The organism is Thermococcus sp., assembly GCF_015521605.1.
Classification (GTDB): Archaea; Methanobacteriota_B; Thermococci; order Thermococcales; family Thermococcaceae; genus Thermococcus.
In genome coordinates this window covers 186,767-211,360 of sequence record NZ_WANV01000030.1, presented here as the reverse complement: position 1 = coordinate 211,360, position 24,594 = coordinate 186,767, and the positions used below count along the sequence as shown (strand labels likewise).

Annotated in this window: 30 protein-coding genes; 22 read left to right on the top strand and 8 right to left on the bottom strand. The window is 55.1% G+C overall.

Translation table 11 applies throughout. From position 1 onward, the window contains the following. Nucleotides 1–15: 15 nt before the first annotated feature. Nucleotides 16–1,275 carry a radical SAM protein gene (locus F7C11_RS07030; RefSeq protein ID WP_297092260.1) on the bottom strand — a complete coding sequence of 420 codons (1,260 nt, stop codon included), beginning with the start codon at nucleotides 1,273–1,275 and terminating at the stop codon, nucleotides 16–18. Between the two features lie 189 nt (nucleotides 1,276–1,464). Between F7C11_RS07030 and F7C11_RS07025 the strand changes: the two genes are divergently transcribed. The 16 genes from F7C11_RS07025 (at nucleotide 1,465) to F7C11_RS06950 (ending at nucleotide 13,284) form a co-directional block, all read left to right on the top strand. Beyond that, entirely contained in the window at nucleotides 1,465–1,965 is a 501-nt protein-coding gene (locus F7C11_RS07025; RefSeq protein WP_297092258.1) for a regulator, read from the top strand. 265 nt (nucleotides 1,966–2,230) lie between these two features. Beyond that, the gene (locus F7C11_RS07020) at nucleotides 2,231–2,737 is read left to right on the top strand and encodes a Na+/H+ antiporter subunit E (RefSeq protein WP_297092255.1); all 507 of its coding nucleotides are present in this window, start codon (nucleotides 2,231–2,233) and stop codon (nucleotides 2,735–2,737) included. Next, on the top strand, nucleotides 2,734–2,988 hold the full coding sequence (locus F7C11_RS07015) for a monovalent cation/H+ antiporter complex subunit F (protein WP_297092253.1): 255 nt from the start codon (nucleotides 2,734–2,736) through the stop codon (nucleotides 2,986–2,988). Before F7C11_RS07020 ends, F7C11_RS07015 begins: the two co-directional genes overlap by 4 nt. Continuing rightward, nucleotides 2,985–3,401, top strand: coding sequence for a monovalent cation/H(+) antiporter subunit G (gene mnhG / locus F7C11_RS07010; RefSeq protein ID WP_297092251.1), 417 nt, complete (start codon nucleotides 2,985–2,987; stop codon nucleotides 3,399–3,401). The genes F7C11_RS07015 and mnhG overlap by 4 nt, the downstream gene beginning before the upstream one ends. After that, nucleotides 3,398–3,682: a DUF4040 domain-containing protein gene (locus F7C11_RS07005; protein WP_297092248.1), complete on the top strand. Its 285-nt coding sequence runs from the start codon at nucleotides 3,398–3,400 to the stop codon at nucleotides 3,680–3,682. The genes mnhG and F7C11_RS07005 overlap by 4 nt, the downstream gene beginning before the upstream one ends. A gap of 2 nt (nucleotides 3,683–3,684) precedes the next feature. Next, nucleotides 3,685–4,392 carry a Na(+)/H(+) antiporter subunit B gene (locus tag F7C11_RS07000; protein ID WP_297092352.1) on the top strand — a complete coding sequence of 236 codons (708 nt, stop codon included), beginning with the start codon at nucleotides 3,685–3,687 and terminating at the stop codon, nucleotides 4,390–4,392. After that, entirely contained in the window at nucleotides 4,389–4,733 is a 345-nt protein-coding gene (locus F7C11_RS06995; RefSeq protein WP_297092246.1) for an NADH-quinone oxidoreductase subunit K, read from the top strand. The genes F7C11_RS07000 and F7C11_RS06995 overlap by 4 nt, the downstream gene beginning before the upstream one ends. Further along, a complete protein-coding gene (locus tag F7C11_RS06990; protein ID WP_297092245.1) occupies nucleotides 4,730–6,217 on the top strand; it encodes a proton-conducting transporter membrane subunit in 1,488 nt (495 codons plus the stop codon). Before F7C11_RS06995 ends, F7C11_RS06990 begins: the two co-directional genes overlap by 4 nt. Continuing rightward, nucleotides 6,217–8,076 carry a proton-conducting transporter membrane subunit gene (locus F7C11_RS06985; RefSeq protein ID WP_394354844.1) on the top strand — a complete coding sequence of 620 codons (1,860 nt, stop codon included), beginning with the start codon at nucleotides 6,217–6,219 and terminating at the stop codon, nucleotides 8,074–8,076. Before F7C11_RS06990 ends, F7C11_RS06985 begins: the two co-directional genes overlap by 1 nt. Before the next feature lie 3 nt (nucleotides 8,077–8,079). Further along, a complete protein-coding gene (locus F7C11_RS06980) occupies nucleotides 8,080–9,009 on the top strand; it encodes a respiratory chain complex I subunit 1 family protein (protein ID WP_297092241.1) in 930 nt (309 codons plus the stop codon). Nucleotides 9,010–9,020: 11 nt separating this feature from the next. Further along, on the top strand, nucleotides 9,021–9,614 hold the full coding sequence (locus tag F7C11_RS06975) for an NADH-quinone oxidoreductase subunit B family protein (protein ID WP_297092239.1): 594 nt from the start codon (nucleotides 9,021–9,023) through the stop codon (nucleotides 9,612–9,614). Next, nucleotides 9,607–10,122 (top strand): NADH-quinone oxidoreductase subunit C, encoded by a 516-nt coding sequence (locus F7C11_RS06970; RefSeq protein WP_297092350.1) that lies wholly within the window; start codon nucleotides 9,607–9,609, stop codon nucleotides 10,120–10,122. The genes F7C11_RS06975 and F7C11_RS06970 overlap by 8 nt, the downstream gene beginning before the upstream one ends. A gap of 10 nt (nucleotides 10,123–10,132) precedes the next feature. Then, the gene (locus F7C11_RS06965; protein ID WP_297092236.1) at nucleotides 10,133–11,308 is read left to right on the top strand and encodes an NADH-quinone oxidoreductase subunit D; all 1,176 of its coding nucleotides are present in this window, start codon (nucleotides 10,133–10,135) and stop codon (nucleotides 11,306–11,308) included. 5 nt (nucleotides 11,309–11,313) lie between these two features. Further along, nucleotides 11,314–11,979 (top strand): NADH-quinone oxidoreductase subunit NuoI, encoded by a 666-nt coding sequence (nuoI, locus tag F7C11_RS06960; protein WP_297092347.1) that lies wholly within the window; start codon nucleotides 11,314–11,316, stop codon nucleotides 11,977–11,979. A 67-nt stretch (nucleotides 11,980–12,046) separates the two neighbouring features. After that, nucleotides 12,047–12,646 (top strand): DUF996 domain-containing protein, encoded by a 600-nt coding sequence (locus F7C11_RS06955; RefSeq protein WP_297092345.1) that lies wholly within the window; start codon nucleotides 12,047–12,049, stop codon nucleotides 12,644–12,646. 68 nt (nucleotides 12,647–12,714) lie between these two features. Continuing rightward, a complete protein-coding gene (locus tag F7C11_RS06950; RefSeq protein ID WP_297092343.1) occupies nucleotides 12,715–13,284 on the top strand; it encodes a DUF996 domain-containing protein in 570 nt (189 codons plus the stop codon). 31 nt (nucleotides 13,285–13,315) lie between these two features. On the opposite strand, the gene F7C11_RS06945 is transcribed toward F7C11_RS06950, so the two are convergent. Together F7C11_RS06945 and F7C11_RS06940 are read right to left on the bottom strand one after the other, a co-directional pair. Beyond that, the gene (locus F7C11_RS06945) at nucleotides 13,316–14,617 is read right to left on the bottom strand and encodes a uracil-xanthine permease family protein (protein WP_297092234.1); all 1,302 of its coding nucleotides are present in this window, start codon (nucleotides 14,615–14,617) and stop codon (nucleotides 13,316–13,318) included. A gap of 93 nt (nucleotides 14,618–14,710) precedes the next feature. Continuing rightward, nucleotides 14,711–16,054: a leucine/methionine racemase gene (locus F7C11_RS06940; protein ID WP_297092232.1), complete on the bottom strand. Its 1,344-nt coding sequence runs from the start codon at nucleotides 16,052–16,054 to the stop codon at nucleotides 14,711–14,713. Between the two features lie 117 nt (nucleotides 16,055–16,171). Between F7C11_RS06940 and F7C11_RS06935 the strand changes: the two genes are divergently transcribed. Then, a complete protein-coding gene (locus F7C11_RS06935; protein ID WP_297092231.1) occupies nucleotides 16,172–16,633 on the top strand; it encodes an Lrp/AsnC family transcriptional regulator in 462 nt (153 codons plus the stop codon). Here the strand turns inward: F7C11_RS06935 and F7C11_RS06930 are convergent. The 3 genes from F7C11_RS06930 to F7C11_RS06920 are packed head-to-tail and all read right to left on the bottom strand — an operon-like array spanning nucleotide 16,630 to nucleotide 19,360. Continuing rightward, nucleotides 16,630–17,706, bottom strand: a complete 1,077-nt coding sequence (locus tag F7C11_RS06930) for a Xaa-Pro peptidase family protein (protein WP_297092229.1) — start codon at nucleotides 17,704–17,706, stop codon at nucleotides 16,630–16,632. The genes F7C11_RS06935 and F7C11_RS06930 overlap by 4 nt on opposite strands. Next, a complete protein-coding gene (locus F7C11_RS06925; protein WP_297092227.1) occupies nucleotides 17,707–18,018 on the bottom strand; it encodes a cupin domain-containing protein in 312 nt (103 codons plus the stop codon). A 1-nt stretch (nucleotide 18,019) separates the two neighbouring features. After that, entirely contained in the window at nucleotides 18,020–19,360 is a 1,341-nt protein-coding gene (locus tag F7C11_RS06920; RefSeq protein ID WP_297092342.1) for a DUF438 domain-containing protein, read from the bottom strand. Nucleotides 19,361–19,464: 104 nt separating this feature from the next. Between F7C11_RS06920 and F7C11_RS06915 the strand changes: the two genes are divergently transcribed. Beyond that, a complete protein-coding gene (locus F7C11_RS06915) occupies nucleotides 19,465–19,947 on the top strand; it encodes a DUF1858 domain-containing protein (protein WP_297092340.1) in 483 nt (160 codons plus the stop codon). An 86-nt stretch (nucleotides 19,948–20,033) separates the two neighbouring features. On the opposite strand, the gene hcp is transcribed toward F7C11_RS06915, so the two are convergent. Further along, nucleotides 20,034–21,401 (bottom strand): hydroxylamine reductase, encoded by a 1,368-nt coding sequence (hcp, locus tag F7C11_RS06910; protein WP_297092338.1) that lies wholly within the window; start codon nucleotides 21,399–21,401, stop codon nucleotides 20,034–20,036. Nucleotides 21,402–21,572: 171 nt separating this feature from the next. Here hcp and F7C11_RS06905 point away from each other — a divergent pair, with 171 nt between their 5' ends. From F7C11_RS06905 to F7C11_RS06890, 4 genes are all read left to right on the top strand, one after another. Continuing rightward, entirely contained in the window at nucleotides 21,573–21,959 is a 387-nt protein-coding gene (locus F7C11_RS06905; RefSeq protein ID WP_297092225.1) for a transcriptional regulator, read from the top strand. A gap of 72 nt (nucleotides 21,960–22,031) precedes the next feature. Beyond that, on the top strand, nucleotides 22,032–22,844 hold the full coding sequence (locus F7C11_RS06900; RefSeq protein WP_297092223.1) for a hypothetical protein: 813 nt from the start codon (nucleotides 22,032–22,034) through the stop codon (nucleotides 22,842–22,844). Nucleotides 22,845–22,855: 11 nt separating this feature from the next. After that, nucleotides 22,856–23,425, top strand: a complete 570-nt coding sequence (locus F7C11_RS06895) for a hypothetical protein (RefSeq protein WP_297092221.1) — start codon at nucleotides 22,856–22,858, stop codon at nucleotides 23,423–23,425. A gap of 72 nt (nucleotides 23,426–23,497) precedes the next feature. Beyond that, the gene (locus F7C11_RS06890; protein ID WP_297092219.1) at nucleotides 23,498–23,845 is read left to right on the top strand and encodes a thioredoxin family protein; all 348 of its coding nucleotides are present in this window, start codon (nucleotides 23,498–23,500) and stop codon (nucleotides 23,843–23,845) included. On the opposite strand, the gene F7C11_RS06885 is transcribed toward F7C11_RS06890, so the two are convergent. Beyond that, entirely contained in the window at nucleotides 23,837–24,565 is a 729-nt protein-coding gene (locus F7C11_RS06885) for a cytochrome c biogenesis protein CcdA (protein ID WP_297092217.1), read from the bottom strand. The two genes, F7C11_RS06890 and F7C11_RS06885, sit on opposite strands and share 9 nt — an antisense overlap. Between the last annotated feature and the right edge of the window lie 29 nt (nucleotides 24,566–24,594).

Below are 24,594 nucleotides of genomic sequence, written 5' to 3'. Positions count from 1 at the left end.
TCAAAGTTGTGAGACCTAAACAGGGGTTCCAATGTAAATCCCGTGCCTCGTCCTGACTATCCTGACTTTAATCCTGTCCCCGATCCTTGCGTCGGTGTTGATGACCTCTATGAGCCTGTTTCTGGCTTTGGCAAGCATCTCACCCTGTATTCTGCCGGGCAGAACTACCTCGGCCTTAACTATCTCCCCCGGCCTGAAGGCGAGAGGTATGAACTCTCTCCTTTCCATGCCGAAGTGTTTCGGCTTAAGGACGAGGGGCCTCATCCCGGTTTTCTCCTCAAGCTTTCTGAGCCACGCGTAGAACTCCTTGAATGGGACGAGCCTGGCGATCGTGGGGTTCCTTCCGAACTTGTAGGGGATGTAGTTCTGGAAGCCCAAAGCCGGCCAGCGCTTTCCAGCCCCTATTTTCCGGGCGAACTCGATAAAAGCCTCGGCCTCGTCATCGTTGATTCCGAATATTATGACGGGGGCCAGAAGAACGTCTATTCCCGCGTTAACCAGAGCCTCCGCCATGTCGAGAACGTGCTGTAGGTCGTAGTTTTTCATTCCCATGAGCATCTTCGCCTTATCAGGATCGAGGGAGTGGAGCGATAGGTTCACCCTATCAAGGCCCGCTTCGGCCAACTCCTCGACGAGTTTGTCGTTCAGCAACGTGCCGTTGCTCTGCATAGAGATTACGGAGACGTTGGGGTGCTCCCTCAGAGCTTCAACGAGCTCTACCCGGAAGGGATAGATCAGCGGCTCTCCCTGCCCGTCAAGGTGGGCCTCAAGGCCCTTGCCCTTTATCCTCGCAACCTCATCGAACCACTTCATCAGGTAGTCTATGTCAACAACGTAGTCGAGCTTCCTCGTTCTTGAATACGGCCCTTCATCGACAGAGCAAAAGACGCAGCTAAGGTTGCAGCCGCTGGCACCACGAACCTGTATCAGATTCGTGCCCCGATCGATCAGCCCGAAGGCGTTGTAGCCGAGAAGGGGGACGTCCATACCCTCATGGATGTAGAGAACCTTCCTGCCGGTGTGAAGGTTCTTCAGCAAGTTGCCAAGGTTGTTCTGGATGTAGATTGCGATGTACTTCTCCACATCCGGATAGTCGGTATGGACAACCATAACCCCGTCTTTCACCGTTATCTCCGGTGACACGCGGTACTTCCTTTTGATGACTCTGGAGAGCTCTCTTTTTTCAAACTCCGCATAGAGGGTCTCGCGCCATATGAGCCTGATGTTCTCGCCCATGTCCTCGAAACGTGTATGGGGGAGCCTGACCTCGATCATATTTGCGGATTTAGCGGAGATTTTAAAAATCCGCCGATGGATAAAAAATCCGTCCATCAGTGGGGCGTCCATGCCCCTTCCCGCCCAAAGGTTTTTAAGGAGAGGCCTTTTGGAGTCATGCGGGCATGGAAACATTTTAATATTATTGAATTAAACAGTCTAGTGATGGACTAGTGTGGGTGATAGGTAATGTGGGGAAAGATCGAGCATTACTTTGACGAGTATCCCGTGAGGAAGCAGATCGCCAAGACGCTCCTTAAGTACGGCCTTCGGGTTTCCGATGATATGAAGATCAAGGCCGGTGATATAGAGGTTCCCTACACGAAGATTGCGAAGGCCCTCGACGTTGACAGACGCGTTGTCAAGGAAACCGTGGGAATGATACTCAAGATACCCGAGCTGAAGGAGATATACATAAACCTTGAGCCGACGGTTCACATGAAGTACGTCGGCAGGCACGTCGGCTACGGCGTCATCGAGATCGAGCCGGAACCGAGGGCGATAGGCATACTCGCGAAGATCGCCCAGAAGATAGCGGAGAGGGACATCAACATAATCCAGGTAGTCGCAGAGGATCCGGAACTCTACCCCGAGGCAACGCTCACAATAATCACGGAGAAACCAATTCCTGGCGACCTAATCAACGAGCTCTCCAAGCTTGAGGGTGTCAAGAGGATATCCATCTACTGACCTACCTCTTCTTTTTGATTGAAATTTCCCTCAATTTTTCACACTCACTGTAACCAAATTTGGGGACTTTGAGACTCCTATCAAGCCATGCGCCATGAGGAACCCTTTTTAACATCAGAGAACAAATCTGGTGCCTCTATTTTAACCAAACGTTTTAAACCTTTGTTCTTCGTAGGTAACGTTTATAAGCAATTGTTTTAAACCAAAAATTAGCTTCGCTTAACTCTGTGGGGCGCACTTCCATCAACCTGTGGAGGGTTGCTGAATGGGAGAAGCAAGCAAGATAAGCCGCTACCTGTACACGGTTATCGTACTGTTCCTGATATGGCTGTTTCTAACGGCCAGTTTGGATCCACAGGAGCTAGGATTCGGCCTGCTACTGGCACTCATCGTCGGTGCGTTCACCTACGAGATATTCACCACCAACGGCCTTGCAAACCTCAACCCCAAGAGGATCGCCTATGCAATAGCCTACATCCCGTACTTTCTGTGGGCAATGATAATGGCAAACCTCGACGTGGCGTACAGGGTTCTGCACCCCAAGAGGCCCATAAACCCGGGGATCGTTGAGTGCAGAACCGTTCTCAAGAGCGACGTTGGAAAGCTCAGCCTTGCCAACTCAATCACCCTGACGCCGGGAACCATAACCCTCGACGTCGATGGGGACAGGTACTTCATACACTGGATAGACGTCAAAGATTCAAGCGTCGAGGGCGCATCTAGGAACATAACCGAGCCCTTTGAAAAGTTCCTGAGGGTGATCTTCGGATGATAGGGATAAACGTTTATCTCGTGCTTATAGCCATAGCGACGCTTCTCAGCATGTACAGGGTCTTCAGGGGACCGACCACCGTCGACAGGCTCGTTGCGGTTGACATCATGACGACCATCACCACCGGACTGATGGTTCTCTTCGCGCTGTACTACGGGAGAATGATATTCCTCGATGTTGCGCTCGTTTACGCGATACTCGCCTTTGGAGGAGTCATAGCCTTCGCACGCTACATGGAGGGAGGCCTATGAACGCGCTCACTGTTATCGGCGAAATCTTGGTTCTCCTCGGAACGTTCTTCTACATACTCTCATCCCTGGGCCTCATCAGAATGCCCGACGTCTACAACAGAATGCAGACGGCCACCAAGAGCGCCACCTTAGGCTCTCTCGGCGTTATCATCGGTGTCGGCATCTGGGCCCTTGGAACAGACTTCGGAAGCATCCCCTGGCTCACAAAGACAATAGTCATAGCCGTCTTCCTCCTGCTCACGAACCCGATAAGCGCCCACGCGCTCATAAGGGCCGCCTACAGGAGCGGCATACCCCTCTGGGAGGGCAGTGTCGTTGACAGGTATAGGGAGCACCTGGAAGCAAAGGAAAAGGAGGCCGGCTCACCCGAGAACCCCGATGAAACTCCCACAAAGGAGGGTGGTGAGGAATGAACGGTGTAACACTCATCGAATACCTCATAGTTGGCATAATGGTGGTCTCCGCGGTACTCGCGGTCGAGTGGAGGGACCTGCTGGCGGCTGCCGTGGGAATGGCGGCGGTAAGCCTCTTCGCCTCACTGTTGTTCTTCATGCTTCAGGCACCGGACGTTGCAATGACGGAGGCTGCTATAGGCGCGGCGCTCAGTGCGGCGGTGTTCATCTTCGCAATCAAGAGAACCCAGCGCTTTGAGACAGAGGAGGAAGAAAAGCCCGGCTGGTGGGTGAGGTGGTGAAAATGATGAAGCGCCTCCTTGCGATAATCCTCATCCTCATCGTGGGTTACTGGCTCGCGCAGGGCCTGGCCGGTGTGCCCTTCGGTCAGGACAAGATGCTCGTTGGACAGTACTACCTCGACAATGTAAAGCAGCAGACTGGGGCAGTTAACGCGGTAACGGCCGTTGTTGTCAACTACCGTGGTTTTGACACTCTCGGTGAGGTCACCGTCCTGTTCATCGCATCAACCGGCGTTGGGGCACTCCTCTGGAAGAGGAAGAAAAAGAGGAGCGCCAAGACCGAGGGCTCAATAGTCCTCACAACCGGGACAAGACTTCTTGTGCCCTTCGTGATGATATTCGGCGCCTACATCTTCATTCACGGACACCTCACACCGGGCGGAGGATTCCCCGGTGGAGCCACCATAGCGACGGCCTTCCTGTTGCTCTACCTGGCGTTCATAACCTATGAGATACCCCACAGGGGCTTCGAGAAGACCGAAGGGCTTGCTGGAATGGGCTACGTCCTTGTCGGCCTCATCGGACTCGTGATAGGCGGCTACTTCCTCTTTGACTGGATATGGCAGACATGGAACTTCGGCACCGGGAACATCGGACGGCTGCTCAGCGGCGGCTTCATACCGATAATCTACACCATCATCGGAATCAAGGTCGGCACGGAGCTCAGCGGAATTATCGACGGCATGATCAAGGAGGAGGTGAGCGAATGATCAGCGTTTACTACTTCGGGGCCATAGCCCTTGTGCTGATAGGTCTCTATGCCATCCTCGTCAAGAAAAACCTGCTCAAGATACTCATTGGACTGAGCATAATGGAAACCGGGGTCAACCTTCTCCTCATCAGCATCGGCTACGTCTCCGGAAGGAGCGCGCCCATACTGAGTGAGGGCATCGGCCCGAACCAGGCCGTTGATCCAATCCCGCAGGCGCTCGTGCTCACCGCAATAGTTATCGGCGTCGCAACCACGGCCATGGCCCTTAGCGTTGCCATTCTAATCTACGAAAAGTACGGAACACTCAACATTGAGGAGATAAGGAGGTTGAGAGGATGAACGGGCAGTATGCCGCTCTGCTCATAGCGTTACCCCTCATCAGCGCGTTCTTCGTGCCCCTGCTGAAGGGTGCCGGGAAGAACGCCATCAAGTACTTCCTCATCGCAGTCACGGCCCTTCAGACGGGAATAGCCGCGCTCGTCTTCCAGCAGGTGTACACCACCGGCCAGCCGATAATCGTTATGGCCGGGGGCTGGAAGCCGCCCGTTGGAATCAACCTGTACTTCGGCCACTTCGCGGCGCTGTTCGTGCTCATCGTTGCCGCGGTCAGCTTCCTGATGGCGGTCTTCAGCCTTGAGGCCATCAAGGTCGAGCCGATAGACAAGTACGCCATGCTGTTCCTGCTCCTCATGCTCGGTGCAACGGGCATGATAGCGACGGGAGACATCTTCAACCTCTTCGTCTTCATGGAGATAACCGCAATCAGCGCCTACGCTCTGACGGCCTACAACAAGACCGGCGAAGCCGCGGAGGCTTCAATGAAGTACATAGTCCTCGGCGGGATAGGCTCAAGCTTCTTCCTCATAGGCGTGGCCCTCATCTACGGCTCCCTTGGAACCCTCAATATGGCCCAGATAGCCCAGCTAGCCGCAACAATGGACCCGACCGTTGCGCAGGTCGGACTCGCCCTGATAATATTCGGCCTGGCTGTTGAGGCTGAGATATTCCCGCTCAACGCTTGGGCACCCGACGCTTACCAGGCCGCACCGCACCCGATAACGGCCATGTTCTCGGCCTTCGTCGTCAAGGCAGGCCTTTACGCAATGGCAAGACTGCTGTACCTCATGCAGGACGTTGGAAGCTGGAACTCGGTCCTCAGACTGCTCGTTATACTGGCAACCCTCACGGTTATCGTTGCCGAGCTCGCCGCACTCAGGCAGAGGAACGTCAAGAGGATGATAGCTTACTCCAGTATCGCCCAGATCGGCCTCATTGCACTCGCCTTTGCCCTCGGCACTCCGAGCGGCGTCGATGCCGGGGTCTTCCACATGGTCAACCACGCCATTGTGAAGGCCATGCTCTTCCTTGCCGTGGGCTACGTTGCGATGACCCTTGGAGGAGCGGAGATCGAGAACTTCAGAGGACTTGGCAGGAGAATGCCCCTCATGGCCTTCGCGATATCCGTTGGCGCCATAGCCACCGTCGGAATACCGCTCTTCAACATATTCTGGAGCAAGGTCAGAATAATCCTGGCCACCCTTAACGTCGGCTATACCTGGGCGGCGGTACTTGTACTGGCGGCAAGCGTCGTGGAGGCGGTGTATTACTTCAGACTGCTCCACGTCATATGGTTCGAGGGAGACGGGGAGAGAATAAACGAGAACCTGGCGATAGGCCTTATGGTGCTCTTCCTCGCGGCCCTGGTTGTCGTCATAGGGATATACCCCGACTACGCATGGAGCCTTGCCCAGAAGGCCGGAAACGACATCTTCAACGTTGCCCAGTACATTAAGAACGTGCCACTGATGGGGGTGGGAGCATGATTAACGAACTCTTGGTAATCATTTTTGCGCCCCTCATAGCGGGAGTCATAGCCTGGGCGCTCGACATCAAAATAGTGCGGGAGCTGTTTGGCATAGCGGGTGCGGTGATCCCCCTCTCGTACCTGATTTACCTGTACCCGACAATAGACTCAGGAAAGATGATACAGTACACTGCCAACTTTGCCGGCTTTACGTTTAACTTTGCCCTGACCCAGCTCAGCTGGGTATTCGGCATGATAGCCGGCGTCGTTGGCCTGGCCGCGGTGCTCGGCATGGCCTCGACCTCAAGGAGCAGCTACGAGTGGCTTTTCGCCCTCATGAGCCTCACAGGTGTCTTTGGAATATTCCTGTCATACGACCTGCTGGCGTTCTTCATATTCTGGGAGATCATGACCTTCGGAAGCTTCATGATGGTACTCAAGTACAACAAATCCGCCTCGCTCAAGTACTTCATCCTGAGCGTCATAGGCGCCTACGCCATGCTGATAGCAATAGGCATCATCTACGCCAGGGTCGGTTCCTTCAGCTTTATCAAGGTTTACAACGCCTTCGCACAGGACGCTGCCCTCGGCATGGTCGGGGGAGAGACCCTGTTCAGCAGGGGCGATATGGCCGCCATCTTCGGGCTCTTCCTGGTGGCCTTCGGCGTTAAGGCGGGAACCTTCCCGCTCCACGTCTGGGCACCTGACGCTTACAGTGAGACCAACCAGAGCTACACCGCGATGTTCAGCGGTGTTCTCAGCAAGACGGGCGTTTATGGATTCATACTCCTCTATATGCTGATGGGCTACAGACTCATGGCGGAGTTCGGAACCTTCAGGAGCGTTCCCTCTTTCGGATACATAATTGCCTTCCTCGGAGGCCTGACGATAATCGTGGGTGGTCTTCTGGCGGCCCTTCAGGAGGACATCAGGAAGCTCTTCGCGTACTCCAGCATAAGCCAGATAGGCTACATCCTCGTCGCAATAGGCGTTGGAAGCGCCCTCAGCATCGAGGCGGGCATATACCACGCCATAAGCCACGCCCTCTTCAAGGGACTGTTCTTCCTCATCGTGGCGACGATAATATACCGCACCGGGAAGACGGAGTTCAAGGACATGGGCGGTCTGGCTGAGAAGATGCCAGTAACCTTCGCCATGGCCTTCGTCGCAATCCTAAGCCTGGCAGGAATACCGCCGCTCGTCGGCTTCGCAAGCAAGTGGCTGATATTAGAGGCTGTGATAAGCCAGAACATGCCCATACTGGGCGGCATGGTGTTCTTTGGAAGCGCAATAGGCTTCGTCTATCTCATCAGGTTCACCTACGCTGTCTGGTTCGGACAGAGGCCGACTGACCTCGACGATGTCAAAGACGCCCCGCTCCCGCTTGCGATAGGCATGGGCATACTCGCCTTGCTCAACGTGGTCTTCGGTATCGCCCCGGGTCTCGTTGCTGGAGAGCTCAACAAGATAATAGGCAAGGAGGTCATCGGCGGAACCATCTGGGAGCTTGACATCGGTGTCGGCAAGTACAACGGACTTCTCATCACAATCTGGCTCGTCATCGGCCTGCTGATAGCGGCGATAATATACTTCCTCGGCGCAAAGGTCAGGAGGGTTCCGGTCACGGACACCTACCAGGCAGGAAACCCCGTCACCATGGACTACAACCTCACCATAAGGAGGAACTTCTTCCTGCCGCTCAAGGAGGCGCTGTCGTTCTGGCTCAGGATAAGCTTCGACAAGCTCTACAAGGACATTGGAAAGACGGCTGAGGACTTTGCCGAGACCCTCAGGAACTATATCTACAATGGAAACGTCCAGAGCTATGCCTGGTATCTGGCCATAATACTCCTGATACTGGCAATGTGGGGGGTGTGAAGGATGTTTGAAGTTGCGCTGAAAGCCCTCTTCCTATTACTTTACGCGACCTTCGTAGGGTTCCTCTTCATGGGCATCATAAGGAAGGTGTCAGCGAGAATACACAGAAGGGTCGGTCCGCCGCTCTACCAGCCGATACTCGATACCATAAAGCTCCTCTCAAAGAAGAGCAACATAACCCACGGCCTCATCTACGACTTCGGAATCATCTACGCCCTCGGAGCGACCATACTGGCGCTGTTTTTCATTCCGATAGGCAGCGTCAGCATACTCAGGGCCTACGGTGACCTCATCCTCATCACGTTCCTGCTTGAGATACCGATGCTCGGAATAATGTTTGCCGCAATGAGCTCAGGAAACCCGTGGGCAGGTCTCGGTGCCCAGCGTGCACTGCTCACGCTGCTCGCCATACAGGTGCCCCTCGGCTTTGCCATAGTAGCCCTGGCCGAGTTCTACGGAACCTTCAGCACGTACCAGATAGTCATGGCCCAGCAGGTCAGCGGGTGGAGCATAATCCACGTGCCCCTCCTGCTGGCGGCTATAGCCTACGACATAGTCCTCCAAGCGATGTTCGGAAAGGAGCCCTTCGACATCATGATCGCACCGGGTGAAATATCCCTCGGTCCAATGGTCGAGTTCGGCGGCAAGCACATGGGAATCCTCCAGATACAGCACGCCATAGCCCTCTTCGCAGAGACGCTGTTCTTCAGCAACATCTTCCTCGGAGGTGCCGTGGTCACTGCCTTCGCAAGTCCAGTACTCAACACGATAGCCAGCCTCGGAATCCTCCTCGTCAAGCAGATAGCGGTGCTCATGGTGGCAATATTCATCGGCAACATCTTCCCGAGGTTCACCATCGACCAGGCCGCCAAGTTCTACTGGAAGTGGCCCACGATAATAGCCGCGCTTGGAGCCGTGCTTGCAAGTCTGTGAGGTGATGTGAGATGGACTGGAAGCTGTGGGAACCGCTGATTGAGTTCGCAAGGAAGAGAAGCATGTGGATTGTGTCGTTCTGTACCGGATGCGGCGGTATAGAGATGCCGCCGCTCATGGCATCCAGATACGACCTGGAGCGCTTCGGAATGATGCCCAACCCTGCCCCGAGAATGGCCGACCTGTTCCTCATCACCGGCTACGTCACGCCGAAGACCCTCAAGAGGATAATCATTACCTACGAGATGCAGCCCGACCCGAAGTACGTTATGGCCCATGGCTCGTGCACCATCAACGGAGGCATCTACTGGGACGCCTACAACGCCATCAAGAGGCTTGACGCTTACATTCCGGTCGACGTTTACATAGCCGGCTGTATGCCGAGGCCCGAGTCGGTCATGGAGGGCATCAACAAGATGATGGAGATGATTGAGAACGGCACGGCCGACAGCTGGAAGCGCTACAAGGAGAACTACGAGTGGTACAAGAAGAACCAGGACGAGCTGTTCGGAGAGGGATGGCGTGAGAAGGAGGCCAAGAGATGGATTCCCTGGATAATGGACGACCTCAAGAGGGTCGAAAAGGAGCGTGAGAAGAATGACTGACTACGAGGCCCTCGTCACCAAGATCCTTGAAAAGGCACCCTACGCGGAAGGGAAAGTCAGACGCGAGAGGAGAATAGAGTTCACGATTCCCTCCGACAGGATAAGGGACTTCCTCAAGCTCCTCAAGGAGAACGACTTCGAGTTGCTCCTCCAGATAACCGCCGTTGACTGGCCCGACAGGGGAGAAATCGAGCTAATCTACCAGGTCTTCAGCATAACCCACAGGACGCACACCTTCGTGAGAACCGCCGTACCCAGGGACAACTCGGTGGTGCCCACCGTCATGGACATCTGGCCGGCAGCGGAGACCTACGAGAGGGACGCCCACGAGTTCTTCCATGTAGTCTTTGAAGGCAACCCCAAACTGAATATGCCGTGGATACTGGAGGAGGAAGACAAGGAGGCTGGGCTCTCCTACAGGAAGGACTTCGACATGCTCGGCTACGTGAAGAGGAAGTATAAGATACTGGACAGGTTCGATGAGGATAAGGACACCTACGTAATCTGAGGTGAGGGTAATGGTTTCACAGAGCGAGCTTGTTAAGGAGGCAAGGGAGAACGGGATGGAACTGCTCCCGATAGATAAGGACACTTACGAGTTGTTCTTTGGACCCCAGCACATGGCGACCGAGAACTACAGCATAATCCTCAAGATGGACGGCAACAGGGTCGTTAAGGCCATAGCCAACCCCGGCTTCCTCCACAGGGGGTTCGAAAAGCTGGCCGAATACAGGCCGTGGTACACGAACATAGCCCTCCTCCTCAGGGTCTGCGTCCCCGAGCCCGACGTTCCAGAGGTCATATACTCAATGGCCGTCGAGGAAATACTCGGCTGGGAAGTCCCGGACAGGGCGCAGTGGATCAGGACAACCGTCCTTGAGATGGCAAGGGTCTCAGCGTACCTGTTCTGGACGATGGGTATGGCATTTAAGCTCGGTGTATACACTGCAGGCCAGTGGGCTGCTGCCTATCGTGAGAGGTTCATGGCCCTCTTTGAACAGCTCACCGGGGCCAGGGTCTACCACATATACACGATCCCCGGAGGAGTCAGAAGGGACATACCGAGTGACGCCTGGCTGAGGCGCCTCAGGGACACCGTGGAGTACATAAAGAGCAAGCTCCCCGACTTCGACGAGATACTCTTCGAGAACTACATCACCCACAGGAGGCTTGAGGGAATAGGAGTCATGGACAGGAAGTTTGCCCTCGACGAGGGCGTTACCGGGCCAAACCTCCGCGCCACCGGAGTCCCCTACGACGTGAGGCGCGTTGACCCGTACCTCCTGTATCCGGAACTTGACTTCGAGGTGCCTGTCCTGAGGGACGGCGATGCCCTCGCGAGGGTCATGGTGAGGAGGTACGAGATGGAGCAGGATCTCTACATACTCGAACAGCTCCTCGACATGGGGCCGCCCAGCGGGCCCTACAAGGTCGAGGACCCGAGGCTCAAGAACCTGCCGAGGTTCAAGGTTCCCGCAGGGGATGCATTCGCGCACGTGGAGAGCACAAAGGGTGACTTCGGCGCCTACGTCGTCAGCGATGGAAAGAACAAGCCGTACAGGCTGCAGCTCAGGGGGCCGAGCATATCCCATGGGATTAGGGTCATCGAACAGCTCCTCGTCGGAGCGAGAATAGCCGACGTGCCCGTGATACTCGTGAGCCTTGACAACTGCCCACCGGACATAGACAGGTGATGGGAATGGAGGTCGATTTTAAGGTCGCCCCGGAGAGCAAGATCAGGAAGAAGCCCTCGTACATCAAGCCGTGGATGGGTCTGAAGTATCTCTTCAAGAAGCCGGTCACGATAAAGATACCCCAGGAGAAGACCCAGATCGCAAAGGAGTACCGCGGTCTTCACACTCTTGACTGGAAGAAGTGCGTCGGCTGTAACTTCTGCGGCCAGATATGTCCGGCAAGGGCCATAGAAATGACCTGGCTTGAAAAGGACGGCCAGATGGAGAAGAGGCCGCACCCCAAGATAGACTACGGAAGGTGCACCTACTGCCAGTTCTGCGTTGACGTGTGCCCAACCGGAGCACTGGGCTTCGTTGAGACCTTCATGATAACCACCACCTGGCAGGAGGAGCAGCTTGAAATATTCGACTGGGTTCCCATACACCCGGACGAGTTCAGGAAATATCAGGACGAGTACGGCGACTACCGCTTCCCGGTTGAGAAGATAGAGTTCAACAAGGAGACCAGGGAGGTAACCTACCATCTCAGGGACGGCACCGTCTTCAAGTTCAAGATACTCGGCTACGGCATAAGACCTCCCAAGAAGCCGACTCCTGCCAAACCCGCTCCGAAACCGGCAGAGAAAAAGGAAGCTGGGCCCGTCGAAAAGGCCGGGGAGAAGAAGGAGTGATCCAATCTTTTTCTTTTCAATCGTAAACTTTTTTAGAACTTCATAGATTATTCTTCCGGTGGGCGTTATGGGAGTGGACATAAGGAGTGAGCGGACTCTGGGTCTTGTGGGGTCGGTACTCATTCTCGTCGGGGGTTTTACAGGGGTCGTTCCGTACGTTGGAATATTCACCGGAACGGTATCGCTCGTGGGTGCGATACTTATCCTTGTCGCCTTGAAGGGGATCGGGGACAAGATAGGGGACGACAGACCGTTCAAGTACTATCTCTACTCGATCATAGTAGCCTTTGCCGGGTCGATAATGGCCGCGATACTCATTATCATTGGAGTGTTCTCCCTATCCAACGCAGCCATGATTGGAATGAGGCCCTTCGAGCACCCGCTGAGCTTCTTTGGAACTGGGATTCTTATCACCGGCTTTATAGCGTTCGTGGCCGTGCTGATAATAGGCGTGTACTTCGCAAAACAGGCGTGGCAGGCAATGTACGAGATAACAGGGGTTGATGCATTTCACAGCACCGCCAAGTGGCTCTGGTGGGGTGCGCTGACCGCCATAATCCTCATCGGATTCATCTTTCTCCTCGTGGCGGCCATCTACCAGATAATCGGGTTCGCAAACCTCCCCGAGGAACTCGAACCCAGACCCCGAACAGTCCCTGTCGCATGACATCTTATTTTCTTACTCTTTTGGGTAAAGGTTTTAAGCTCAAGGTTGATGTTTGTACGGTGATTTGGATGACGGTCAACGTTAGGAGCGAAAAGAACATGGGCCTGTGGGGGGCTATCCTCACCCTCGTCGGCAGCTTTATACCGTATGTTGGCGGCGTGATATCGCTGATCGGTTTCGTCTTGATACTGCTGGCACTCAAGGGTATAGGGGATGCCGTGAACGACGAGAGGCCTTTCAAGAACTATCTCTACGGCGTAATCTTCGCCATCGGCGGCTTGATAGTCATCATCGTCCTGCTGCTTGGGACGTTCGCCATCGTTCCAGCCGGATGGCGCCTCAGCGAATCTGCAGGGATAGGGCTGGCAATCGTGTTCTTCATACTGTTCGTGGCCCTGATAGTCGGAGCCGCCTACTTCCAGAAGAGGGCCTGGCTTGCGATGCACGAGATAACCGGCACCAAGGAGTTCAAAGATGCAGCCACATGGGTGTGGTGGGGTGCCCTGACGGCCATAATCCTAATTGGCTTCCTGCTGCTCCTGATCGCGCGCATCTTCGTTATAATAGGGTTCAACAACATGCCCGAGGAGCTCGGAGAAGAGCCCGAACCTGCCCAGGTTGAGGAAGTCATTTGGTAATCCCTTTATTTTATTGAAAAAAGAAAATGGTTCATAGCAGCCTGTCGAGGATTATCGCCGTAAGCGCCCCAACAGCCATGCCGGACTCAAGGATGCTGGCGATAACCCTCGGGAAGGTCGCCAGGAACTCCGCCGGGAGCTGGGGCGCGCCGAGACCGACTATCAGAGAAGCGGCCAGTATCAGCGTGTTCCGGTCGGTGAACTCGACCCTCTCCTTTATCAGCCTCAAACCTGTGACGCTTATCATACCGTAGAGGGCAAGCGTCAGCCCGCCGAGAACCGGGGCAGGCATCGAGGCGAGTATCCCGGCGAACTTTGGCAACAATGAGAGGAGCACCAGTATGACCGCGCCGACCTGAACCACGTGCCTGCTTCCCACCTTGGTGAGCGCGACGACGCCTATGTTCTCGGAGTAGCTAGTCGTCCCGCAGGCTCCGAGGAGGCCGGCTATTGAACAGGCCAGCCCCTCGCTGCCAATGCCCCTCGCTATCCGCTTCCCGTTTATCTCCGAGCCAGTCACCGCCGCTATTGCGTGGTAGTCGCCCACACTCTCAATGATGCTCACCATGAAGGCGAATAGCAGGAGCACGATCGCGGTGCCGTCAAAGACCGGTGCTCCCCAGGGGAAGGACCTTGGGACGCTCACCACTGGCAGTGTCTTCACCAGCCCGAAGTCCGCGAGGCCGAGGGGAATGCTCACAACGTAGCCGACCACGGCACCCACGACGACCGGCATGGCCTTTAGGCTTCCCTTCGCCCTGAGCGCCACGAGGACCGTCGTCAGGAAGGTCACCAGAGCCACGGCGCTGGCCTTAAGCAGTGTCCCTCCCGATGGGTCGGCGTAGAAGTTGAAGAAGTTCTTGACCGCGACGTCTGCGAGGCTGAATCCGATGAGGGTTATCGTCACGCCGGTGACGAGGGGAGTGAAGAGCTTCCTGACCCTCCCTATAACGCCGAGCCACCCTATTAAAGCCTCAATCAGTCCGCCGACTATCAAAGCTCCCTGAACCGCCGCCATCCCCAGGGAAGCGCCTATTGCTATCAGCCCGGGAATAAAGGCGAAGCTCGACCCCTGCACTATCGGATAGCGGGAACCTATCGTCGTCTGGAGCAGGGTAGCTATGCCCATCGCCAGCAGAACCGCCTGTATCATCAGAGCTATCTGGTCGCCGCTTAGTCCTATGGCACCGCCAACTACCAGCGGAACGGTAACCGTCGCGCCGAACATCGCCAGAACGTGCTGAATGCCGAAGACCAGAGCCTTCGCGGGTTCAACCTTTTCCTCGATTCCAATCTTTAAAACCGGCTTCTCGATTGTCTCGACCTTTTCCATTGAAGCCCGCTCAACCTGTGTAAGAGTTTGTTTAAAAAGTTTTCGTAGAATGTGGAAATAGACAAAAATCCGTCAAAAATTCGAAAGTCTCCACTACCATCCCTGCACCTTCCCCAGAACCTCGTCCGGAACCTTGCCCTCCTCGACGTCGGCTATGGCTTTCTCCAGCCTGTCAAGGCCTTCTTCGAGGAGCTCCTCCTCTATTGTGAGGGGCGGCTGGATCCTCAGCACGTTGCCCTGCAGGAACGCGAGTACGAGTCCGAGCTCGTAAGCGCGCCATACAACCTTTCTGGCTTCTTCGTAGGCCCTTTCCTTCGTCTCCCTGTCCCTCACAAGGTCAACGCCGAGCATCAGGCCGAGGCCGCGGACGTCACCGATGAGTTCGTGCTCCTCCTTCATCCTCTCCAGCCGTTTTTTCGCACGTTTTCCAAGCATCTCCGCCCTTCTAAGGAGGTCCTTCTCCTCGATCTCCTCGATAACAGCCAGTGCGGCCCTACTCGCCAGGGGATTACCGCTCAGTGTAAACGTATGGCCAAGGGGAGGCAGGGAATCGAGGATCTCACCCCTGCCTATTATCGCGCTTATCGGCAGTCCCCCACCGAGGGGCTTCGCGAGGGTTATTATATCCGGTTCAACCCCGAAGTGCTCTATCGCAAACCACTTTCCGGTCCTTCCAATCCCGCTCTGAACCTCGTCCACGGCCAGAAGGATGCCGTGTTCATCGAGGATTCTCTTCACCTTTTTGAAGTAGCCGTCGGGCGGAACGACCATTCCGGCATCCCCCTGTATTGGCTCGGCGAAGAGCGCTGCAGTCCCTTCCGCGTAGACCTCCCCTTCGAACTTCTCCCTGATGTAGGAGACGCACTCCATCTTACAGCTCCCCGGCTCTCTGCCGAACGGACAGCGGTAGCAGTTGGGATAGGGAATGTAGTGAACGTCGCTCAGCTCCCCCACTATGGAGCGAACCTCGAAATCGAGGCCGGTTATGCTCATGGCGCCGTAGGTCGCCCCGTAGTAGCTCCTGAGGTAGCTCAGGATGGTCCTCCTCTTGGTATATGCCCTCGCGAACTTTATCGCACCATCATTGGCATCGCTTCCCGTCATCCCGAAGCTGACCTTCGGGCTCTCAATCGGCGCTATCTCAGCGAGCTTTTCAGCCAGGAGAAGCGGCTCAACCGGGAAGCCGTAGATGAAGGTGAAGTGGATAAGCCTTTCAGCGCTCTCTTTTATGGCTTTCACCACCCTGGGGTTGTTGTGGCCGACGTTTTGAACTGCCGCATCGCTCAGAAAGTCTATGTACTCCCTGCCCTCGATGTCCCAGACGCGGGCGTTCTCGGCCCTAACGCCGACTATGGGGGCATAGGTAACGCGTGCCGACCTTGGAAAAACCAGCGAATAACGCTTCAGGACTTCCTCCTTATTCCGGGGATAGCTCATGCTCTCACCGTACTGCTATACGCGTTTGAAATTAATAGCAATTTCGCCAAAATTTTGCGAATTCCGTGGAAATATTTAAAAACATAACATCAAATTGACAAAAATAGGTGGAAAAAAATGCGGGACAACCGGCATCTTGACGGGCTGGACAGGATGATACTCCACATTCTCCAAGAGGACGGAAGGGCCAGCTACTCCGAGATAGCAAGACGCCTGAAGGTCCCGGAATCAACCGTCAGGCTTCGTGTGAAGAAGCTGATGGAACGGGGCGTCATCAGAAAGTTCGCGGCGCTGATAAACCCCTTCAAAGCGGGCTACTCGATAGTCGCGTTCATAGCCGTTGACGTGGAGCCGAGCAGGGTGAAAAAAGCGGCTGAGGAGCTGAGTAAACTCCCCGAGGTGGACGTCCTCGGCATAGCGACCGGGGCGCACGATATACTCATGCAGGTTACAGTCAAAGACCTTCAGGAGCTGGAGGGGTTCCTTATAGAGAAGCTCGGAAGGATAGAGGGAATAAGGAGCACGGAAACGTCTATCCTGACGAGCGTGAGGAAGTGGGGCTACGCGAGGGTGTTTTAGGTCACCCTCTCAAGCCCCTCCCTTTTGACGATATAAGTGTCCTCGTGCTTTATGGCACCCTCCGGGATCATAAGGGGTGGGTGTATTATCGTAAGAACCATGTTCTCCCGAACCTTCGCGGCCCTCTGCGGGACGACGATGGTGGTTATCGGCGGCTCCTCGATGAGGAGGCCGACACCGTGGGTGTAGCCGGCCAGGTAGGCATCGGCGAATCCCTTCTCCTTGAAGAACTCCGCGAGCTTCTTCTCGACGGTGTTCAGTGGGACTCCAACCCTGGTTTCCTCAAGCGCAAGCCTGTAGGCCTCTTCTTTGACCTCTATGGCCCTCATGACCCTCTCGCCGGGATCACCAACGATGAAGGTCCTCGCCATGTTTGAGTAGTAGTGGTTCCAGTCCGCCCCGATGACGACGGTAACGACACCGTTCTCCGGAACCCTCAGGTCGCGGAAGGGTTCGGCGTGCGCCCTGGGAGTTACGGAAACGTAGACCTTGGGATCCTCGCTTCCGTTGAGCATGAGCTCCCTGACCACCTCCGCCGCTATCTCAAGCTCGCTCATTCCGGGTTTTATAACCTCTTCCGCCACCTTCATTCCACGCTGGGCTATCTTCCCTGCCCTCCTGATGTTGTCCAGCTCCCAGTCGTCCTTCACCATCCTCAGGCCCATCGTGATGTCTAGAACGTCAACTATCTCGATCGTGGGGTTGAGGCGCTCGAATATCTTGAGGAATATCAGGTAGGCGTCGCGCTCTATGCCGAACTCAAGGCCAACCCTCTGAAATCCGTTCCCGTGTATCCACGTTACTATGCCCGCCATCAGGTCCTCAACGCGCTGGAACTCCACAACGTTTTCAATCCAGCTCTTCTCCCTGAAGAGCTCGGCCTCACCCTTAATGATGTAAACCACCGGCTCGCCCTCTGCAGGAATTAAAAGGCTCGGGCGGAGCCACTTGGTTCCGGTGAAGTAAATGAAGCTGGAAAGGGTTCTGATCACAGCTCCATCTACCTCGTTCTCCCGTAGAAGCCTCTGAAAGCGTTCCACGCGTCTTTTGAAAATCTCAGGATCTCCGCGCATTTACACCACCTTGATAACGAGGAATGCCATGTCAAGGCTTCCCTCGTTGAAGACCGCGTGCGGCACTTCCTTCGGGAGATATACGGCGGTTCCCTTCTTAACCTCTGCCCTTTCGTCGCCGACCTCCACGATGCCCCTACCCTTGAGGACATATATGAAAGCATCAACCGGCGTTGTATGTCTCTTCAGGCTCTCACCGGGCTTCAGGGTTATGTAAAATATCTGGGCACTTCCCTCGTCCATCAGCTTTCTCACGTCCACTCCGTGGGGGTTGTCAACCCGCGGGGCGTCTTCAACCCTAACGACCATCATCTCAATCCCTCCAGTCCAGCAGTCTCTTTTCGCCCTCAATCCTTTTATACGGCTCGATGTCCATGGTCATTTCAAGTGTTCCCAGGTAGTTGCCCTCCTCGTCAAAGAGCGGCACGTATTTTATGTAAACGTACTTCGGTCCGAGCCTGAGCCAAAAGGTCGCCTCCTTCTTTCTGCCCTCCTTGAATGCCCTGAGTATCTTGTTGACAATGTGGACGCTCTTCGGCGGATGACAGAGCTGGACGGGCCTTCCGAGCACGGAGGGGGTTCTGGTGAATATTCTCTCGCCGGGTGAGAAGAAGCGAACGCGGTCGTCCTTGTCTATGAAGGTCACGTCAACCGGCAGGGCCTCGAATATTGCCTTCAGCTCCTTCAGGCTGACGAAGCCAGTTCCGAGGTCTATGTCGCCGTCCCTCTTAAGCTGGCTCTTGTCGAACTCCAGTGGTTGACCTTTCAACGCCTGCTGAACCTCCTTTGGAAGGTTCAGAAGCTCCTCAACGCTCAGTTCGGGATTGATTTCCCAGGGATGCAGCGGTTTAACGTCCTCGCCGGGATCCCAGGCGGGCGGGTCGACCTTGTAGTAGCCAATCTCATCCTCCTGCATCCTTATTGCCTTCCACTCGCCCTCACTCAGGAGAGCTTTAAGGGTCGGGTAGTAGATGTTGTTCTCCCTGAAGACCATGTCGCTCAGCGCGAAGGAAGCCTCGCCCGCCTTTTCCTTAAAGCGCTCGACGAACTCTTCCCATGGCATCTCGTCCCTCTTCCTCAAAAGCTCGGCAAGCCTCTTTATCATGAACCTGATTTCGTCGTGTTTTGTCCAGAGGACGGTTGCTATGGCAGTTAAACCCCTTCTCTCGATGTAGGGGAAGGTGAGCATCTCGTCGCGGTTGTAGTGGGTGAAACCGACCTTCCGAAGGTTGCCCACTATCTCCTCCAACACTCCCAGGATTTCCTCCCTCATGCGCTCATCCTTTGTGGTCGCCAGAGTCCTTGCATAGAGGTTGAGCATCTCGGCGTCCTTCATTATCTCCTTGTTCTCAAGGTAGCGTATCTTCAGCGGATGCCCGTCGGGGAGGTCTTTCTCCTCAAGTTCCTCCGTTCCAGCAACAGCTTCCCTGAACAGCTCGACGTGCAGGTCGCACATCTTGGCTATGTCCTTGGCGGAGATTCCCTCTTTAACGAGCTCCTGCTCTATGATTGGAATCTCAAGGGGCGAAATGCCGCTCAAAACCTGGCGGAATTCCTCCTTGAGCTTATTCACGTCCTCGCCCTCGTGGATTTTAAGGAGAAGCTTCTTCAGCTGCTCCTTCTTATATTCGCGGTTGTTCAGCAACTCAGTCATCTTTATCACCTTCATGACGAGTGTCATACTGGGTACTTTTAAGCGTTTCTGGGCAGATTTGCCCAACAATCTTTATATGTCGCGTGTCATAGGAGGTAACGGTGATGAAAATGATGCTCGATGTCCGTGGATTACAGCCTCCCCAGCCGGCGGTTATGATAATAGATGCCCTCGGAAAGCTCAAGGTCGGGGAGACTCTTGAAGTCATAGGCGACAAGCCCTTCGTTGACATGCTGGGAAAACTTGAAGAAGCCGGCTATCGTGTTGAACTGAAAGAGGTTGGGGGCGCATTCGTGCTCAGGATAATGAAGACCGAGAACTCCAAGGAGCTTACGATGGAGGTCAAAGAGTGCGACGATAAGCTGGACGAGATAACGGAGGAAACCAACGTGGGCAAGCTTCTCAAGGCCTATCCTGAATCCCTGAAGATACTTGTGAAGTACGGCTTCTCCCCCCTTGAGAACCCCGAGATGAGGAAGACCCTCGCGAGGACGATAACCCTGAGGGGAGCAAAGGAGCTCATCGGCATGAGCGACGAGAAGTTCAAAGAGATGATGGCGGAGCTGAAGGCGCTGGAAAAGAGGTGAGACTTTTCTTTAACTCCCCCTTATTCTTAAGTTGCATAATTCAACAATGAAACAATTACATGGCAAAGATTAAAAGAAAGGGAGCCTCAATCCAGCTCCTCCGCGAGCGGGGCACTCTCATCGACGCTGATGCCCTTGCTCAGCATATCCTTTAGATCCTTCTCGGGGTCACCGGTAAGTCTGAGGTCGAACTGTCTCCTGAGGATTTCAAACACACTGGGAGTCAGGAACTCCGGCGGTTTTGGTCCGATGTAGATGCCCTTTATCCCGAGGTAGAGGAGCGAGTAGAGTATCGCTATGGCCTTCTGCTCCATCCAGCTCAGGACTATGCTGACCGGCAGTGAGTTGACGTCGGTGCCGAGCTCGCTGGCCAGTGCAACTGCGATTTCAATTATCGAGTAGACGTTGTTGCACTGTCCGAAGTCCAGGAAGCGCGGGATGCCCTCTATGGTGCCGTAGTTCCTCGCGTTGTAGCGGAACTTGCCACACGCTGCCGAGAGTATGAGCGCATCGTCGGGAATCAGCTCGGTGAGCCTCTCGTAGTAGCCCATACCCTTGTGCGGTGTATCACAGCCGCCGACCACGAAGATGTGCCTTATCTTGCCCTCCTGGATCAGCTCTATGAGCCTGTCCTTCATGGCCAGGACGTTGGTGTGGTGGAAGCCGGTGAGGAGCTTTCCACCGTCGTAGGCCTCCATTCTCGGCGTTTCAAGGGTGCGCTTTATGAGCGGCTCGAAGTTGTAGTCCTCTATGTGTGGGACTCCCTCAAGACCCGCTATTCCGACGGTGAAGATTCTGTCCTGGTAGGCTTTCGTCGGCTGCTGGACGCAGTTGCTCGTTCCCAGGATTACGCCGGGAAACTCAGCAAATTCCTTCTTCTGGTAGAGCCACGACCCTCCCCAGTTGCCGTAGAGGGCCTTGAGCTTCCTCAGCTCGGGGTAGGCATGGGCCGGGAACATCTCGGCGTGGGTGTAGACCTTAATCTCCTCCTCAAGGCCTTTCTCCTCAATCTGCCTGAGGAGTTCGTATAGAGCTTTGTAGCTGTGGCCGGTGACGAGTATGCCGTGTCCCTCGGCAGTTCCGGTCGGGACTTCGACGGGTTCGGGCCTTCCGAAGGTCTCAACGTAGGCCCTATCGAGGAGCTTCATGGCCTCAAGGTGAACCCTTCCGTTCTCAAGGATAAGCTCAAGGAAGCGGTTCTTGTCAAAGTTGACGTTGGTAAGGGTTGAATACAGCGCCTCAGCCAAAAAGTGGCCTATCCTCGGGTCGTCGTAGCCGACCTCAAGGGCGTGGTAGTAGTATGCCGAGGTACCCTTTATGCCATAGAGGAGCGCCTCCTGGAGTGAGTTGAGGTCTGGGTCCTTGCCGCAGACTCCTCTTATCGTACATCCTCCGGCAAGACTCATCGAACACTGGTTGCAGAGCATATCCAAATTCTCCGGAACTTTTATCATCTTCAATCCCTCCTTTATGACACGTGTCATATCCTTCGATTATAGATGAAGCGTCCTTCATAAAAGCCTTGCGGTTTCTTAACCTAAAGCGACTATATGACTTATGTCATGTAAACCTGAGTGGGGGCTTGACAGAAACCCTTAAATATTCCACCCGTCATAAAACCTATCATGAAGACTAACGCGTTTGAAGTGACCTCGCGCTACGTGTATCCTTCACTCAGGCGTAGGCTCGTTGAGATACTCTACGAAAAGGGCCTGAAGCAGACTGAGATAGCCGAGCTCCTCCACATAACACAGTCGGCAGTTTCCCGCTATCTTCGGATGGACAGGGGCGCGTTGATGGACGTTTCCAGCTATCCCGATATAGAGGAGGAACTCCAGTCCCTTGCCCGGGAGATCGTCGAGAAAAAGCCGGGCGAATACGAGATACATCGGAGAATAGTAGAAATATCCCTGGAGATGCTTGGAAAGGGATACGTCTGCTCCATTCACTCCGAGGTTGACCCCGAAGTTGACCCGGGGGAGTGCAACGTCTGCCTCGAACTTTTCGGGTGAGCTAAGTCTTCTCGGCTCAGCTAAAGGAAGGTTTAATACCTTTCGACGCCGATTTTAATGGAGGTGATTGGGATGAAAAGGGCCCTGGTTACCCTCACACCACCCGAGAGCAAGAGACTCATCGCAAAGGCCGTCGTGGCCATGCCCGAAGTTCAGCACGCCCTCAAGCACGGCTTCGTGTACATAGCCACCGGCACAACGGCCGCCTACGTAGCCGAGGAAATCCTCGGGGAGAAGATAGAGAAGGAAAAATGGACCGTTGGAGTGATAAGCAAGGGCAGGACATGTGTCACGCCCAAGCAGACTTGGCCGAAGCACCTCGTCCTCTACAGGGGTGAGCCCTTCGATGACCCGCTTGAGGCCCTCAAGAGGATGGGGCCGAAGGACGTCTTCATTAAGGGCGCCAACGCGATAGACATCAACTGGAACGTCGCCGTCTTCGCCGCCGCCCCGGACGGGGGGACGATAGGCAAGACATTCGGATGGACTATAACCAAGGGCGTCTTCACGATAACGCCGGTCAGCCTCGAGAAGTTCGTGCCGACGCCTGTCGAGGAGAGCGCAAAGCTGACGGGCATATACTCCTTCGACTGGGGGACGGGGCTTTACTCCGCCCTCGTGCCGATACCGCACTCCCACCCGGTTACCGAGGTGGAAGCATACAGGATTCTGGCGGACGTGGAGGCGATCCCGATAGCGGCAGGCGGTGCTGGCGGTGCAGAGGGAAGCGTCACCCTCGTCCTTGAGGGGGACGACGAGGCAATGGATAGGGCGAAGGAGATAACCAAGGCCGTCAAGGGTGAACCGTATCTCAAGCCGTACACCGAGGACTGCTCGGTCTGCCCGTTCGCCAAGATCTGCGGCCTTGGGAGCGGCGCTTTCTGAGGTGGTGCTCGGTGAAGCGGGTTCTCGTCTTCTTTCTTTTGATCCTTCTGATGGCTCCCCTTGTCCTAGCGGACGATGACGGGGAAGAAAACGAGTACGAGGCCGGCTACGGCGGGCTCGCCGCCCTTGGAGTGGGCCTTATAGCGGCTGGCGTCGTTTATTATTCCCTGACCAAGAGAAAGCTCGTCATAGTCCACAAGAAGTCCAGTGAGTGGGGCTTTGAGATAAGGCCAGAGCACCCATACATGACGATTTTTGGCCCGGTGTATCCCCTCACCATCCACCACGTCCTCACCATAACGGGAACGCTGCTGGTCTTCGTCCACTTCTTCTCATGCGACAACTACTCGGGACTCACGGGAGGCACGGGGCTCGCAATGGGCATCGTACTGGTTCTGCTGAACCTGAACGGGTTCATCGGCAGGTACATACACGGAAAGGTTCTTCTCGCGGCGAAGAAGCACGACAGGAAAATGGCAAAGAAGTTTGTGGGCATACTGGGCCACTGGAAGAAAGTCCACATAGCCCTGGCCGTTCTGTTCGCAGTTCTGCTGGCCATCCACCTTGCAACTGGCGATTAAGACCATATGAACTCTTTTTCAAGGATTCCTTTTTAAACTCGCTTTTTTCTCTTTTCTAACGGGGGTGAGGGGATGGACGAGCTTGAGATGATAAGGAGAAAGAAGATGCTCGAACTCATGAAGAGGGCGGGAATGATAGAGGTCAAGCCGAAGAGAAAGGTGGTCATCGAGGTCATAACGTCACCCGGCTGTCCCTACTGCCCGATAGCCTGGGCAATGGCCCAGGAGCTTGAGAGAAAGTACGAGGGGGTCGTTGCGAGGGAACTCAGCGTGGCAACCCCTGAAGGGCAGAGAAAGGCCATGGAGCACAACATAATGGGGACGCCCACGGTGCTCATAGACAACAGGGTGGAGTTCATAGGGGTTCCGAACTTTGCAGAGTTTGAGAGAAGGGTGAGGGAAAAGCTCGGTTTAGAGTGAAGCCCCAGTGAGAACCCAGATTCCTATGGCTATCAGCAGCATTCCCGCTACCACCGAAAGCTCCCTGCTGTGCCTCACCATCGCCTGGGAGAAGCGCTTGCTCTCGGTGACGCTGCCCATCGCCAGCAGTATAACGACCAAGGGGAGCACGAAAACTATGTTGTAGAGCGCCAGAAGGAGGAACGCGAGGGCCTGGCCGCCCTTGGAGATTATTATCGCATAGACGAGGTAGCTACCGGCGGAGCACGGGAGAAGGGTCGTCGAGACTATAACCCCGAGCGTGAAGGCCCCAACGGCGGTTGCGTCGCTGCTGAATATCCTCCTCCGTATCTTGCTTTTGTCGCCCACGCGGGACTTCTCCATCAGCCCCGTGGCTATGGTGTAGGCACCGAAGACTATCGCCGCAGCTCCGGCAACCCAGAGGGGCAGGTAACCGGCGAAGTACAGCAGGCCGACTCCGAGGAGGTAATAGGATATGTAAACCGCGGCTATGAATGCGGCCCCTATGAAATACAGCCTCCTCTTTGATATCTCCCTGACGGAGAGTGCTATGAGGAGCATGGTGTATATGACGAAGGTGCACGGGTTTATCGAGTCGCTCATTGCCAGGGCGAAGAACTTGGGTATAAAGTCTACCATACCCAGCGCCCACAGCGCAAGGGAGCTCACTCCGAAGGACACCAGAAGAATTATCGCCAGTCCTTTTATCTCACTCCTCATGATGGTCAGTTATCGCCACTCTTTTTGTG